Source organism: Pseudomonas sp. S35, from assembly GCF_009866765.1.
Taxonomy (GTDB): Bacteria; Pseudomonadota; Gammaproteobacteria; order Pseudomonadales; family Pseudomonadaceae; genus Aquipseudomonas.
Genome location: NZ_CP019431.1, coordinates 4,386,005 through 4,399,765, shown reverse-complemented (window position 1 = coordinate 4,399,765; position 13,761 = coordinate 4,386,005). Strand labels below are relative to the sequence as shown.

The 13,761-nt window shown below is 61.1% G+C and carries 12 protein-coding genes and 4 tRNA genes; 13 read left to right on the top strand and 3 right to left on the bottom strand.

All coding sequences use genetic code 11. The features are described from left to right. Nucleotides 1–72: 72 nt before the first annotated feature. From accD to PspS35_RS19525, 10 genes are all read left to right on the top strand, one after another. Nucleotides 73–993: an acetyl-CoA carboxylase, carboxyltransferase subunit beta gene (gene accD / locus PspS35_RS19570; RefSeq protein ID WP_159936410.1), complete on the top strand. Its 921-nt coding sequence runs from the start codon at nt 73–75 to the stop codon at nt 991–993. Then, nucleotides 990–2,297, top strand: coding sequence for a bifunctional tetrahydrofolate synthase/dihydrofolate synthase (folC, locus tag PspS35_RS19565; RefSeq protein WP_159936409.1), 1,308 nt, complete (start codon nt 990–992; stop codon nt 2,295–2,297). The genes accD and folC overlap by 4 nt, the downstream gene beginning before the upstream one ends. Beyond that, nucleotides 2,281–2,931, top strand: a complete 651-nt coding sequence (locus PspS35_RS19560) for an SPOR domain-containing protein (RefSeq protein ID WP_159936408.1) — start codon at nt 2,281–2,283, stop codon at nt 2,929–2,931. Before folC ends, PspS35_RS19560 begins: the two co-directional genes overlap by 17 nt. Nucleotides 2,932–3,127: 196 nt before the next feature. Next, nucleotides 3,128–3,685, top strand: coding sequence for a CvpA family protein (locus tag PspS35_RS19555; RefSeq protein ID WP_003192538.1), 558 nt, complete (start codon nt 3,128–3,130; stop codon nt 3,683–3,685). A 44-nt stretch (nt 3,686–3,729) separates the two neighbouring features. Further along, the gene (gene purF / locus PspS35_RS19550) at nt 3,730–5,235 is read left to right on the top strand and encodes an amidophosphoribosyltransferase (RefSeq protein ID WP_032888260.1); all 1,506 of its coding nucleotides are present in this window, start codon (nt 3,730–3,732) and stop codon (nt 5,233–5,235) included. A gap of 65 nt (nt 5,236–5,300) precedes the next feature. Further along, nucleotides 5,301–6,512, top strand: a complete 1,212-nt coding sequence (locus PspS35_RS19545; protein ID WP_099583998.1) for an O-succinylhomoserine sulfhydrylase — start codon at nt 5,301–5,303, stop codon at nt 6,510–6,512. 11 nt (nt 6,513–6,523) lie between these two features. Next, the gene (locus PspS35_RS19540) at nt 6,524–7,288 is read left to right on the top strand and encodes an SDR family oxidoreductase (protein WP_159938085.1); all 765 of its coding nucleotides are present in this window, start codon (nt 6,524–6,526) and stop codon (nt 7,286–7,288) included. Nucleotides 7,289–7,388: 100 nt separating this feature from the next. Then, nucleotides 7,389–7,464 (top strand) — tRNA-Val (locus PspS35_RS19535). A gap of 55 nt (nt 7,465–7,519) precedes the next feature. Next, nucleotides 7,520–7,596 (top strand) — tRNA-Asp (locus PspS35_RS19530). Nucleotides 7,597–7,701: 105 nt separating this feature from the next. Beyond that, a tRNA-Asp gene (locus PspS35_RS19525) sits at nt 7,702–7,778 on the top strand. A gap of 157 nt (nt 7,779–7,935) precedes the next feature. Here PspS35_RS19525 and PspS35_RS19520 read toward each other — a convergent pair. Then, nucleotides 7,936–9,219 carry an FAD-binding oxidoreductase gene (locus tag PspS35_RS19520; RefSeq protein WP_159936407.1) on the bottom strand — a complete coding sequence of 428 codons (1,284 nt, stop codon included), beginning with the start codon at nt 9,217–9,219 and terminating at the stop codon, nt 7,936–7,938. 184 nt (nt 9,220–9,403) lie between these two features. On the opposite strand from PspS35_RS19520, the gene PspS35_RS19515 reads away from it, so the two are divergent. From PspS35_RS19515 to PspS35_RS19505, 3 genes are all read left to right on the top strand, one after another. Then, nucleotides 9,404–9,480, top strand: a tRNA-Val gene (locus PspS35_RS19515). A 489-nt stretch (nt 9,481–9,969) separates the two neighbouring features. Next, nucleotides 9,970–11,391 (top strand): group II intron reverse transcriptase/maturase, encoded by a 1,422-nt coding sequence (gene ltrA, locus PspS35_RS19510; RefSeq protein ID WP_159936406.1) that lies wholly within the window; start codon nt 9,970–9,972, stop codon nt 11,389–11,391. A 241-nt stretch (nt 11,392–11,632) separates the two neighbouring features. Then, nucleotides 11,633–12,070 (top strand): hypothetical protein, encoded by a 438-nt coding sequence (locus tag PspS35_RS19505; protein WP_159936405.1) that lies wholly within the window; start codon nt 11,633–11,635, stop codon nt 12,068–12,070. A 29-nt stretch (nt 12,071–12,099) separates the two neighbouring features. On the opposite strand, the gene PspS35_RS19500 is transcribed toward PspS35_RS19505, so the two are convergent. Together PspS35_RS19500 and PspS35_RS19495 are read right to left on the bottom strand one after the other, a co-directional pair. Next, nucleotides 12,100–13,521 carry an MFS transporter gene (locus PspS35_RS19500; protein ID WP_159936404.1) on the bottom strand — a complete coding sequence of 474 codons (1,422 nt, stop codon included), beginning with the start codon at nt 13,519–13,521 and terminating at the stop codon, nt 12,100–12,102. 46 nt (nt 13,522–13,567) lie between these two features. Next, the gene (locus tag PspS35_RS19495; RefSeq protein ID WP_159936403.1) at nt 13,568–13,753 is read right to left on the bottom strand and encodes a hypothetical protein; all 186 of its coding nucleotides are present in this window, start codon (nt 13,751–13,753) and stop codon (nt 13,568–13,570) included. Between the last annotated feature and the right edge of the window lie 8 nt (nt 13,754–13,761).

Here is a 13,761-nt window from a genome sequence, read left to right as displayed (position 1 = left end):
CGCCACATATGAATTTAGCTCAAGGGCATACGCGGGGCTGTGTTCAAGCCACCGGTACTGGAGAAAGAAAGCATGAGCAACTGGTTAGTAGACAAACTGATCCCTTCGATCATGCGTTCCGAGGTGAAAAAAAGCTCGGTTCCTGAAGGTCTGTGGCACAAATGCCCTTCCTGCGACGCGGTGTTGTACCGTCCGGAGCTGGAAAAGACCCTGGACGTTTGCCCTAAGTGCAATCACCACATGCGCATCGGCGCTCGCGCCCGCATCGACATCTTCCTGGATGCCGACGGCCGTAACGAACTGGGCGCAGACCTGGAGCCGGTGGACCGTCTCAAGTTCCGTGACAGCAAGAAGTACAAGGATCGTCTCGTCGGTGCGCAGAAGCAGACCGGTGAGAAGGACGCGTTGATTTCCGTCAGCGGCAAGCTGCTGGGCATGCCGGTCGTCGTTTCGGCGTTCGAGTTCTCCTTCATGGGCGGCTCAATGGGTGCCATCGTCGGTGAGCGTTTTGTTCGCGCCGCCAACTACGCCCTGGAAAATCGCTGCCCGATGATCTGCTTTGCCGCCTCCGGCGGTGCGCGGATGCAGGAAGCCCTGATCTCCCTGATGCAAATGGCCAAGACCTCCGCGGTGCTGGCGCGTCTGCGTGAAGAAGGCATCCCGTTCATCTCCGTGCTGACCGACCCGGTCTACGGTGGTGTTTCCGCCAGCCTGGCGATGCTGGGCGATGTGATTGTCGGCGAGCCAAAAGCCCTGATCGGCTTTGCCGGCCCGCGCGTGATCGAGCAGACCGTTCGCGAAAAACTGCCGGAAGGCTTCCAGCGCAGCGAGTTCCTGCTGGAGCACGGCGCCATCGACTTGATCGTTGCGCGCGGCGAACTGCGTCCACGCCTGGGTAACCTGCTGGCACAAATGATGGGGCTGCCGACGCCTGTGTACGTTGCGCCCAAAGTCGAGCCAATCGTGGTACCGCCGGTGCCTGCGAACCTATGACCCAACGAACCCTGGGCGAATGGCTCGCCTACCTTGAGCAGTTGCATCCGTCCGCCATCGACATGGGCCTGGAGCGCTCGCAACAGGTAGCGGCCCGCCTCGGGTTGGGCCGGCCGGCACCGCGTGTGATCACGGTGACCGGCACTAACGGCAAGGGCTCTACCTGTGCCTTTGTCGCTGCGCTGCTGCAAGCCCAAGGGCTGAACGTGGGGGTTTATAGCTCGCCCCATCTGCTGCGCTACAACGAGCGGGTGCAACTCAATGGCGTCGAAGCCACTGATGAGCAGCTCTGCGAAGCCTTCGCCGCACTGGATGCGGGCCGGGGCGAGACTTCCCTGACGTATTTCGAGATGGGCACCCTGGCGGCGTTCTGGCTGTTCGAGCGTGCGCAACTGGATGTGGTGGTGCTGGAAGTTGGCCTGGGTGGGCGTCTGGACACGGTCAACGTGGTGGATGCCGACCTGGCGCTGGTCACCAGCATTGGGGTGGATCATGCCGATTACCTGGGCGATACCCGCGATTCCGTTGCCTATGAAAAGGCGGGGATCTTCCGTCAGGGCAAGCCTGCGCTGTGTGGCGACCTGGATCCGCCGCAACCCTTGCTGGACAAGGTGCGTGAGCTCGATTGCCCGTTCTTCCTGCGTGGGCGTGAATTCACGCTTGAAGTCGGTGAACGCTATTGGCAGTGGCGCGGGCGTGATGCGCGTGGCCAGGCGGTGGCGCTGCACGATCTGCCGTTGCTGAACCTGCCGATGGAAAACGCCGCGCTTGCGCTGCAAGCCTATTTGCTGCTGGATCTGCCGTGGGATGCCGAGCAGATTGCGGCGACCCTGCAGGCGACTCGCGTGGTGGGGCGTCTGGATCGTCGGTCGTTCACCTGGCAGGGCAAGCGTTTGAGCCTGCTGCTGGATGTGGGGCATAACCCTCATGCGGCCGGGTACCTGGCGCGTCGCCTGTCGCGCACGCCGCCGGTAGGGCGTCGACTTGCCGTCTTTGGTTTGCTCGCCGACAAGGATCTGGACGGTGTGGTTGCGCCGTTGCTGGGCAATGTCCAGGCGTGGGCGGTGGCGCCGCTGGATTCGCCGCGCAGCCGTCCGGCTGTTGAGCTTGAAGTCGCACTGCAGAACCTTGGTGCGCCGGTGGCGTCTTATGCAAGCGTGACCGCAGCCCTGGAGGCGCAGTGCGCGGTCGCGACGGCCGAGGACGAGATTCTGTTGTTCGGATCATTTTATTGTGTTGCCGAGGCGCTTGAGTGGTTGGCCCGGCGCTCCACGGAGGAAGCTGCACATGGCATTACTGGATAGCGCGTACAAGCAGCGAATGGTTGGGGCTCTGGTGCTGGTGGCATTGGCGGTGATTTTCCTGCCGATGCTGTTTTCTCGCCAGGACGAAGAGCGCCAGGTCGTTGTCGAGGCTCCGGCTGCACCCCAGGCCCCGGCGCTGCCGCAAGTGCAGGTCGAGCCGGTGGTGGTGCCTGAGCCCCAGGCGTTGCCTGAGGAAGAGCCTGTGCCGGCCGATGAGGAAATGGCTGCTCCTTCCGCGCCGGTGCAGCCGAGCGTGCCGGTGGTCAAGCCCGCTCCGGCGCCTGCCGTAGCCGCCAAGCCTGCCGCTCCGGTGCCTGCGCCCAAGCCAGTTGCGCCGCAACCTGCTGCGCCAGGCAAGCCGGACGTGGGTCAGAGCCGTATCGACCCAAATGGCTTGCCGATCAGTTGGTCGATCCAGGTGGCCAGCCTGGGCAATCGCGAAGGCGCCGATGCCTTGCAGAAGAAGCTGCGTGCCCAGGGCTATAACGCCTATATCCGTAGCGCCGATGGCAAGAACCGCGTATTCATCGGGCCGTTGATCGAGCGTGCCGAGGCGGATCGCTTGCGGGATCTGCTGGATCGCCAGCAGAACCTGAAGGGCTTCGTGACCCGGTTCCAGCCTGAGCGCGGCTGAGTTCGTATCGATTCGAGCTTGAAATGCAGTCAAATGTGGGAGGGGGCTTGCCCCCTCCCACATTAGTTTTTCATAGGGGTTGAAATAGGGTTGGCCAGCCACAAACTATTGATTTGCAAAGCAGCCGCAATCACCGCTTACCGATAGCCCGGCGCTCTGCTAAAATGCGCCGCCTTATCTGTCCGTAGGCTCGAACGTGCCATTTACCTGGGTTGATTGGGCGATTGTTGCAATCGTCGCCATCTCCGCTTTGATCAGTCTGAGCCGCGGCTTCGTAAAAGAAGCATTGTCGTTGCTGACCTGGATCATCGCAGGCGTCGTGGCCTGGATGTTCGGCGGTTCTTTGTCGGTCTACCTGGCCGGATACATCGAAACACCCTCGGCTCGCGTCATCGCGGGCTGCGCCATCATGTTCATCGCCACGCTGCTGGTGGGAGCAATGGTCAATTATCTTATTGGCGAGTTGATACGTGTCACCGGCCTTTCCGGGACCGATCGATTTCTCGGCATGGCCTTCGGTGCCGCGCGTGGCGCGTTGCTGGTGGTCGTGGCGGTCGGGCTGTTGAGCCTGGGGCCGGTACAGCAGGATTCATGGTGGCAAGAGTCGGTACTCGTGCCAAAATTTCTATTGGTTGCAGATTGGTCCAAGAACCTCATATTGGGGTGGAGCAGTCAGTGGCTGGCCAGCGGAATCAGCGTACCCGCTGATCTTCCGTTCAAGGAACACCTCTTACCGGCCAAAACGCCTCAGTAAGTAAGAGTGTTCAGTCAAGATTCATTAAGTAGGGGTTGCGTCGCATGTGTGGCATCGTCGGTATCGTCGGTAAGTCGAACGTCAATCAGGCGCTGTATGACGCGCTAACCGTCCTCCAGCACCGCGGCCAGGACGCTGCCGGTATTGTGACCAGCCACGACGGCCGGTTATTCCTGCGCAAGGACAATGGCCTGGTACGTGACGTGTTTCATCAGCGTCACATGCAGCGCCTGGTCGGGCACATGGGCATTGGTCATGTGCGTTACCCGACGGCTGGTAGCTCGACCTCGGCCGAAGCTCAACCGTTTTACGTCAACTCGCCTTACGGCATCACTCTGGCGCATAACGGCAACCTGACCAACGTTGAACAATTGGCCAAGGAGATTTACGAATCTGACTTGCGCCACGTCAACACCAGTTCCGATTCGGAAGTGCTGCTCAACGTGTTCGCCCACGAACTGGCCCAGCGCGGCAAGCTGCAGCCGACCGAAGAAGACGTGTTCGCGGCCGTGATCGACGTGCACAACCGTTGCGTCGGTGGTTATGCCGTCGTGGCGATGATCACCGGCTACGGCATCGTGGGTTTCCGTGACCCGCACGGCATCCGCCCGATTGTGTTCGGCCAGCGTCATACCGACGAAGGCGTCGAGTACATGATCGCGTCCGAAAGCGTGTCCCTGGACGTGCTGGGCTTCACCCTGATCCGCGACCTTGCGCCGGGCGAAGCGGTGTACATCACCGAAGATGGCAAGCTGCACACCCGCCAGTGCGCTGTAGCGCCAAAACTCACCCCGTGCATCTTCGAACACGTCTACCTGGCGCGTCCGGATTCGATCATTGACGGCGTTTCGGTCTATAAGGCGCGCCTGCGCATGGGCGAGAAGCTGGCCGACAAGATCCTGCGCGAGCGTCCTGAGCACGATATCGACGTGGTGATCCCGATCCCGGACACCAGCCGTACCGCTGCGCTGGAACTGGCCAACCACTTGGGCGTCAAGTTCCGCGAAGGCTTTGTGAAGAACCGCTACATTGGCCGTACCTTCATCATGCCGGGCCAGGCTGCGCGCAAGAAATCGGTGCGCCAGAAGCTCAACGCCATCGAGCTGGAGTTCCGCGGCAAGAACGTGATGCTGGTGGATGACTCCATCGTACGCGGCACCACCTGCAAGCAGATCATCCAGATGGCTCGCGAAGCGGGTGCGAAGAACGTGTACTTCTGTTCCGCAGCGCCTGCCGTGCGTTACCCGAACGTGTACGGTATCGACATGCCGAGCGCCCACGAACTGATCGCCCACAACCGCACCACCCAGGACGTGGCCGACCTGATCGGTGCTGACTGGCTGATCTATCAGGACCTGCCGGACCTGATCGAAGCGGTTGGCGGTGGCAAGATCAAGATCGACCAGTTCGACTGCGCCGTGTTCGACGGCAAGTACGTGACCGGTGACGTCGACGAGGCCTACCTGAACAAGATCGAGCAGGCGCGTAATGACTCGTCGAAGATCAAGACCCAGGCGGTCAGCGCGATCATCGATCTGTACAACAACTGAGTAGACACCGGCCCTGAGGGGCCGGTTTTGTATCTTAAATAAAGAATTGAGTAAGGAGTGGCAGCATGAGTCAGGAATGGGATGCCGGTCGGTTGGACAGCGACCTCGATGGCGTGGCTTTCGACACCCTGGCTGTGCGCGCCGGCCAGCACCGCACCCCGGAAGGTGAGCACGGCGACCCGATGTTCTTCACCTCCAGCTACGTATTCCGCACCGCCGCCGATGCGGCTGCACGCTTTGCCGGCGAAGTGCCGGGCAACGTGTACTCGCGCTACACCAACCCGACTGTGCGTGCGTTCGAAGAGCGTATCGCAGCCCTGGAAGGCGCTGAGCAAGCCGTGGCTACGGCCACCGGCATGGCGGCGATCCTGGCGGTGGTGATGAGCCTGTGCAGCGCTGGCGATCATGTGCTGGTGTCGCGTAGCGTGTTTGGTTCGACCATCAGCCTGTTCGAGAAGTACTTCAAGCGCTTCGGGATCGAAGTGGACTACGTACCCCTGGCAGATCTGTCCGGCTGGGATGCGGCGATCAAGGCCAACACCAAGTTGCTGTTCGTCGAGTCGCCGTCCAATCCGCTGGCTGAGCTTGTGGATATCGCCGCGCTGTCCGAAGTGGCCCACGCCAAAGGCGCGATGCTGGTCGTCGACAACTGCTTCTGCACGCCTGCCTTGCAGCAGCCACTGAAGCTGGGCGCGGATATCGTTGTGCACTCGGCCACCAAGTTCATCGACGGCCAGGGTCGTTGCATGGGTGGCGTGGTTGCCGGGCGCGGCGAGCAGATGAAGGAAGTGGTGGGCTTCTTGCGCACCGCTGGCCCGACCCTGAGCCCGTTCAACGCCTGGATCTTCCTCAAGGGCCTGGAAACCCTCAGCCTGCGCATGAAGGCCCATTGCGCCAACGCCCAGGCCCTGGCCGAGTGGCTGGAGCAGCAGGACGGTATCGAGAAAGTGCACTACGCCGGCCTCAAGAGCCACCCACAACATGAATTGGCCCAGCGCCAGCAGCGTGGTTTCGGTGCCGTGGTGAGCTTCGAGGTAAAGGGTGGCAAAGAGGGCGCCTGGCGCTTTATCGACGCGACGCGCTTGATCTCCATCACCGCCAACCTGGGTGACAGCAAAACCACCATTACCCACCCGAGCACCACGTCCCATGGCCGTTTGGCGCCACAGGAGCGTGAAGCCGCCGGTATCCGTGACAGCCTGATCCGCATCGCGGTGGGTCTGGAAGACGTGGCCGACTTGCAGGCAGACCTGGCTCGCGGGCTGGCGGCCTTGTGATCGAGTGGTCCATGGAGGCGGCAGCGGCCACTAACGGCCGCGTCGCGCTGGTGACGGGCGCGGCGCGGGGCATTGGCCTCGGTATTGCCGCGTGGCTGATCAGTGAAGGCTGGCAAGTGGTGTTGACTGACCTGGACCGCGAGCGCGGCTCCAAGGTGTCCAAGGTGCTGGGCGAGAACGCTTGGTTCATCACCATGGACGTCGCTGACGAGAAGCAAGTCGCCCAGGGCGTCGCCGAAGTGCTGGGGCAGTTCGGGCGTCTGGATGCGTTGGTGTGCAATGCAGCAGTGGCCGACCCGCGCAATATCACGCTGGAAAGCCTCGACCTGGCTTATTGGAACCGTGTGCTGGCGGTAAACCTCAGCGGGCCGATGTTGCTGGCCAAGCACTGCGCGCCGTACCTGCGTGCTCACGGCGGCGCGATCGTCAACCTGGCGTCGACCCGGGCGCGTCAATCGGAGCCCGATACCGAGGCTTACGCGGCGAGCAAGGGCGGCTTGCTGGCGTTGACGCATGCCTTGGCGATGAGCCTCGGGCCGCAAGTGCGGGTGAATGCGGTCAGCCCTGGCTGGATCGATGCGCGTGATCCCGCTGCGCGGCGTGCCGAGCCATTGACTGACGCCGATCATGCCCAGCACCCGGCGGGCAGGGTGGGTACGGTCGAGGACGTGGCGGCGATGGTGGCGTGGCTGCTGTCGCGCCAGGCTGGGTTTGTGACCGGCCAGGAGTTCGTGGTGGACGGTGGCATGAGCAAGAAGATGATCTACAGCGAGTAGTGCGGTCTTGAAGCAATTTTGTCTTTTTCAGAAAAACTTCAAGCAGGCTATTGACTTAGGTCCGCTACCTGCGTAAATTTCGCGGCCTCAACGAAGCAAAGGGTGATTAGCTCAGCTGGGAGAGCATCTGCCTTACAAGCAGAGGGTCGGCGGTTCGATCCCGTCATCACCCACCACTTCTTGAGAGTCTTACCTTCGGGTGAGACGCAACGTTAAAGGTTGCACCGACGCGCAGCGGTAGTTCAGTCGGTTAGAATACCGGCCTGTCACGCCGGGGGTCGCGGGTTCGAGTCCCGTCCGCTGCGCCATATTTTCCAGGTCTGACTTGTCGGGCTTGAGATTGAACAGCCCAGGCTGATCGATCAGATGTTTAAAGACGGTTGAGGGTTTACGCTCAACTGGTCAAGCGATACGCAGCGGTAGTTCAGTCGGTTAGAATACCGGCCTGTCACGCCGGGGGTCGCGGGTTCGAGTCCCGTCCGCTGCGCCATATCTGCCTCAAGGCCCACTGAACGCCTTGAAGCACAAAGCAAGCCTTTGGCTACTTTGATCCGATAGCAAAGACCCTGGTCGAAAGACCGGGGTTTTTTGTGTCTGCGATTTGGCGGTGCAGCGCAAGAGCCGGCGAGCCGGCTCCCGTGGTGTCGTCAAAACCCGAGCTTGTCCCGCAAGCCGTAGTACCACGCCCCCAGCGCCGCGAACGGCGTACGCAACAGTTGCCCGCCCGGGAACGGGTAGTGCGGCAGGTCGGCAAACGCATCAAAGCGCTCTGCCTGGCCTCTCAACGCCTCAGCCAGTACCTTGCCCGCCAAGTGGGTGTACGTCACGCCATGGCCGCTACAGCCCTGTGAGTAGTAGATGTTGTCGCCCAGGCGCCCCACCTGCGGCAAGCGCGACAGGGTCAGCAGGAAATTACCGGTCCAAGCGTAGTCGATCTTCACATCCTTGAGTTGCGGGAAGGCCTTGAGCATCTTCGGGCGAATGATCGCTTCGATATTCGCCGGGTCACGCGCGCCATATACCACGCCGCCGCCGAAGATCAGGCGCTTGTCACTGGTGAGGCGGTAGTAGTCGAGCAGGTAGTTGCAGTCTTCCACACAGTAATCCTGTGGCAGAAGGGTCTTGGCCAGCTCATCCCCCAGCGGCGCCGTGGTGATGACTTGCGTGCCGCAGGGCATCGATTTGGCAGCCAGCTCCGGTACCAGGTTGCCCAGGTAGGCATTGCCCGCGACGATGATGAACTTGGCCCTGACCTTGCCCTGGGCGGTGTGCACCACGGGGTTGGCGCCGCGCTCGATGCGCACTGCCGCCGATTGCTCGTAGATCGTGCCACCCAGGGACTCCACGGCCGCAGCTTCGCCGAGTGCCAGGTTGAGCGGGTGGATGTGGCCGCCACTCATGTCCAGCAGGCCGCCTGCGTAGTTGTCACACGCCACCACCTCACGGATGCGACGCTCGTCCAGCAACTCCAGCTGAGTATGGCCGTAGCGCTCCCACAGGCGCTTCTGCGACTCCAGGTGACCCATGTGCTTGCTGTTGAGTGCGGCGAACACGCCGCCGTCCTTCAGGTCGCACTGGATCTGGTACTTGGCCACCCGCTCGCGAATGATCCTGCCGCCCTCGAACGCCATCTGCCCCAACAGTTGCGCCTGCTGAGGGCCGACGCTGCGTTCGATCACATCGATATCACGGCTGTAGCTGTTGACGATCTGCCCGCCATTGCGGCCCGACGCACCAAAGCCCACCTTGGCGGCTTCCAGCACGGTCACGCGAAAACCGTTCTCCAGCAGGAACAGCGCGCTGGAAAGTCCGGTGTAGCCGGCACCAATCACGCACACATCGGTTTCGACCTCACCTTGCAGCGTCGGGCGCGGCGGAACGGCATTCGCGGACGCGGCGTAATAGGACTGGGGGTAGGGGGTGTTCGCCATCCTGGAACCTCTGTTTTATATTTTTTACGAGTGACTCGATCCTACCTCAGTTGAAAATTGCCTGCCAGCCACCCGAAAAATACGCGTATGACGGCCGCAAATAAAAAATTCGCATATTCATAGGGTTAGCTGCAAAAAAGATGTTGACACCCCTCCGCAATTCCGTAGAATGCCGCCTCACAGCAGGCACGTAGCTCAGTTGGTTAGAGCACCACCTTGACATGGTGGGGGTCGTTGGTTCGAGTCCAATCGCGCCTACCAAACAAAATCCGCTCTGCTGGGCGGTCTAGAAGGGCTCACCGAAAGGTGAGCCCTTTTTTGTTGGTGCGCCAGGCATGGCGCGTTGCGCGAAGCGCAACCAGCTTGGCTGTGGTGGCCACGCTGGTGACTTGGAGGTGAAAGTCCTCTACACACCCGGCAAGGGGAAGTGTTAGCCAGAGGCAAGGGTGTCGCGGGCGACTGCGAATCTGAAGGAAGCCCGAGGCAAAATGCTGGCCTGACGAACAGGAAGCGGATAGAGGCGGCGCAGCGGGGTAAGAAGGCCAATATCTTCAAAGCCCAATACTTGCACGGAGCGCTGTGACGTAGATCCGACAGGCATAAGCAGGAAGGTCGCGCGAATTACCCTGGGAGATCTGTAGGTTTGCCATTGTGCTACCGAGCGTCGAGAGGCGACGGGATGAGCTCACAGAAGTCAGCTGAGGCCGTAGTAAGTGGCGGATTACCGCGTCACCAAGGGCCGAACAGGTTATGCCGCCAGTAGGCGTCAGAGTCTCGTCGAATGTTGAAACGCAGAATATTCTCCAAGAGAAAACTGTTACCCCAGGTCCTGGACGGTATCCGAGGATGAAGGCTGACAGGGCGCAAACATCGACGGCGTCTGTGGCGTGGACGAACGCGGAGCCGGGCACGCTGATGGCGCGGGTGCTTGCACCCGCCAACCTCAAGCGTGCGTATCAACGCGTGGTCAGCAACAAGGGCGCACCGGGTACCGATGGCATGGCGGTCGACCAGTTGGCGGGCTACGTGAAACAGTATTGGCCGATCCTCAAGTCTCGGCTGCTGGCCGGCGAGTATCACCCGCAAGGTGTACGCGCCGTCGACATCCCCAAACCCAAAGGCGGCACAAGGCAGCTGGGTATCCCCAGTGTCGTGGATCGCCTGATCCAGCAGGCGCTGCTGCAACAGCTCACGCCAATCTTCGACCCTCTGTTTTCGGACCACAGCTACGGCTTTCGTCCGGGCCGAAGCGCTTATCAAGCTATCGGAACCGCCCGCGCCCATGTGGCGGCGGGACACCGCTGGTGCGTGGAACTCGATCTGGAGAAGTTCTTTGATCGGGTCAACCACGATGTATTGATGGCCTACATCGAGCGTCAAATCGAAGACAAACGTGTGCTCAGACTGATCCGCCGGTATCTTGAAGCGGGAATGATGTCGGGCGGGATCGTCAGCCGACGGCAGGAAGGCACGCCGCAAGGCGGCCCGTTCTCACCGTTGCTGTCGAACATCCTGCTCAATGAACTCGACCGCGAGCTGGAACGGCGGGGCCATCGCTTTGTACGCTATGCCGACGACGCCAACATTTATGTGCGCAGTCGTCGTGCTGGCGAGCGAGTGCTGGTCAGGGTTGAGCGCTTCCTGAATCAACGCCTGAAACTGGCGTTGAATCAGGAAAAGAGCCGAGTAGCACGGCCGTGGGCGTGTGATTACTTGGGTTACGGGATGAGCCTGCATAAACAGCCGAGGCTGAAAGTAGCGACGATGAGCCTGAATCGCTTGCGCGATCGGCTCAGAGAACTGCTGCGCGGAGCGCGGGGCCACAAGATGGCAAGCGTCATTGAGCGGATTAACCCGGTGCTACGTGGTTGGGCGGGTTACTTCAAGCTCAGCCAGAGCAACCGCCCCCTTGAGGAGTTGGATGGGTGGATGCGCCGTAAACTTCGCTGTGTCATTTGGCGTCAATGGAAGCAGCGCCCAACGAGGGCGCGCAACTTGATACGTCTGGGGATCAGCGAAGCACGCGCCTGCAAATCAGCGTTCAACGGGCGCGGGCCATGGTGGAACTCGGGAGCGTCACATATGAATCACGCGCTGCCGAAGAAGCTGTGGGACAGCCTGGGGCTGGTCTCAATACTGGATACGATAAAACGGCTTAACCGCATAACCTGAACCGCCGTATACGGACCCGTACGTACGGTGGTGTGAGAGGACGGCGGATGTAAATCCGCCTCCTACTCGATCGTGCGATTTGCAAACCTTTTGCAAAAACTCCCACCTCAGAACGCCAATTCTTCGCCCACCTCCATGTTGGTTTTTTTTCAGCTGTTGCGACTAAACATCAAGGGCTGTCTAAAGTATTTGAATGCCAGGCCGATAAGGAGCGCAAACCTCCAACATTCGGACATTTGGCATGCTTATCAACATTAGCACCACCGCTTCCGTAGCCAGCACTCCAAGCACCGTCAGCTCGACGGACACGGCCACCACCGACAGCACCAACAGCGCCGCCAGCAGCTCAACTGCCGGCGCGAGCGCTGACACTAAAGGTGCTGCGGGAGCCGGTGGTGGTGCCCAGGTTGCTTCGGTCTCGAAACAGTCCGATACGGTCAAAGAGTTGAAAAAGCAGATCGAGCAGTTGCAGAAGCAGCTTCAACAGCAGCAGCAGGCTCTTCAGAAGGCGCAGTCCAGCAACCAGAGCGCCGACGCCAAGGCTGCCGCCGTCGCCGCGGCTCAAACGCAAATTGCCGGCACGGCTGCCGCGTTGCAGACGGTGACTTCGGCGCTGTTGCAGGCCGTCACCGCCGAGGGTGGCAGCACGTCGGGTTCGATGGTCAGCACCACCGCCTGATTGCGCGAACCTGTGTTGAACCGCCATGTTTATGCGCGGTTCAGCACACTTTCCCCTGCGCCCATCGGTAGCCGATACACATCCACCAGCGCCAACATCCCCAACAACGCCACTCCGACGAACGCCACGCGAAAATCCCCGGTCTGCGCCTGAACTTCATGCCCTTGCACGGTCATGGATGCGCGCAATAGCAGTGCCGCCACGGTCACGCCCATGCCCATCGCCAACTGGAACGACAGGCTGAACAGCGCCGACGCCTCGCTCATGCACGCCTTGGGTACGTCGGCAAAGCCAATCGAGTTGTAGCAGGTGAACTGCATCGAGCGTGACAGCCCGCCTACGAACAGTACGCCGGCAATCAGTGCAAACGGTGTCTGTGCGGTAAAAAATGCGCAGGCCACAATCGACACTACGCCGATAATCCCATTGACCCTTAACACGTTGCGAAAGCCGTAGCGCTGCATGATGGCCGTGGTAAAGGGCTTCATCGCCAGGTTGCCCGCGAATACCGCCAGCACCAGCAGGCCTGCGTCCACGGGCGACAAGCCAAATGCCACTTGAAATAACAGGGGCAACAAGAAGGGCAGGGCGCTGATGGCCAGGCGAAAGAGCGACCCGCCATAGATGCTCACGCGAAAGGTCGTGATGGACAGGGTGTCCAGCGGCAACAGAGGGGCGCTGGCGTGCCGGCAATGATGCACGGCCCATACCGCCAGCAGCAGGCCCGCTGCAACCAGTGCAGCGCCCGGGATGAGCTTTTCGCCTGATTGGCTACCCAGCCATTCCAACCCGCCGAGCAGCGCTACGCAGGCGCCTGCCAGCAAGATAAATCCCTTCGCATCGAACCTGCGCACGCTCGGCTCGCGACCTGCCGGCACCAGCCACAGGGCGGCGATCAAGGCCAAGGCGCCGAGGGGCACGTTGACGTAGAAGATCCACGGCCAGGACGCGTGGGTCACGATCAAACCGCCGGCCAATGGCCCGAGAATGGGGGCGACGAGGCCGGGCCAGGTGATCACCGCGATCATCTTCACCAGGTCTTTCTTGTCTGTGTTGCGCAGCACTGCCAGGCGCCCCACGGGCACCATCAGCGCACCACCAATACCCTGCAGGACGCGGGCGAACACAAACATGTCGAGGCTTTGGCTCAGCCCGCAGAGCAGCGAGGCGAGGGTGAATACGATGATCGCCCCGGCAAAAACGCGACGGGCGCCGAAGCGGTCGGCGATCCAACTGGACAGCGGTATGAAGATCGCCACGGCGAGAATGTAGGCGGTGATACCGATGTTCATGTCCACCGGCGTCACGCCGAAAGCTGTGGCCATGGTCGGCAGGGCGGTGGCGATCACGGTGGCGTCGAGGTTCTCCATGAAGAAGGTGACGGCGACCACCAGGGCGATCAGGCGGGTTTGCAGGTTGAGGTTCGTGGTGTCTGGCGTGGGAGCGTTCACCGGTGCTGCCTCTTGATGTGTGAAGGTTGGAGCCCCGGCAACCGTCTCAGCTGCCACGTCCAAACCAGACGTTGAGCAGGATCAGTTCAACCACCGCCACCAACACCAAGAACAACACGAACCCAAGTGAGAACACGCGTTTGCGCCGTGGTGGTGTGTAGTCACAGCTGAGCTCCAGCACCTTTAGCGCCAGGTCGATCAGGTTCCAGATGAAGTCCAGAAGCACGCTCATCCCGTTGC

Excerpts from the sequence above, each read along its gene's own strand:
- accD (WP_159936410.1), top strand. The coding sequence starts at position 73 with ATGAGCAACTGGTTAGTAGACAAACTGATCCCTTCGATCATGCGTTCC.
- folC (WP_159936409.1), top strand. The coding sequence starts at position 990 with ATGACCCAACGAACCCTGGGCGAATGGCTCGCCTACCTTGAGCAGTTG.
- PspS35_RS19560 (WP_159936408.1), top strand. The coding sequence starts at position 2,281 with ATGGCATTACTGGATAGCGCGTACAAGCAGCGAATGGTTGGGGCTCTG.
- purF (WP_032888260.1), top strand. The coding sequence starts at position 3,730 with ATGTGTGGCATCGTCGGTATCGTCGGTAAGTCGAACGTCAATCAGGCG.
- PspS35_RS19545 (WP_099583998.1), top strand. The coding sequence starts at position 5,301 with ATGAGTCAGGAATGGGATGCCGGTCGGTTGGACAGCGACCTCGATGGC.
- PspS35_RS19540 (WP_159938085.1), top strand. The coding sequence starts at position 6,524 with ATGGAGGCGGCAGCGGCCACTAACGGCCGCGTCGCGCTGGTGACGGGC.
- PspS35_RS19520 (WP_159936407.1), bottom strand. The coding sequence starts at position 9,219 with ATGGCGAACACCCCCTACCCCCAGTCCTATTACGCCGCGTCCGCGAAT.
- ltrA (WP_159936406.1), top strand. The coding sequence starts at position 9,970 with ATGCCGCCAGTAGGCGTCAGAGTCTCGTCGAATGTTGAAACGCAGAAT.
- PspS35_RS19505 (WP_159936405.1), top strand. The coding sequence starts at position 11,633 with ATGCTTATCAACATTAGCACCACCGCTTCCGTAGCCAGCACTCCAAGC.
- PspS35_RS19495 (WP_159936403.1), bottom strand. The coding sequence starts at position 13,753 with ATGAGCGTGCTTCTGGACTTCATCTGGAACCTGATCGACCTGGCGCTA.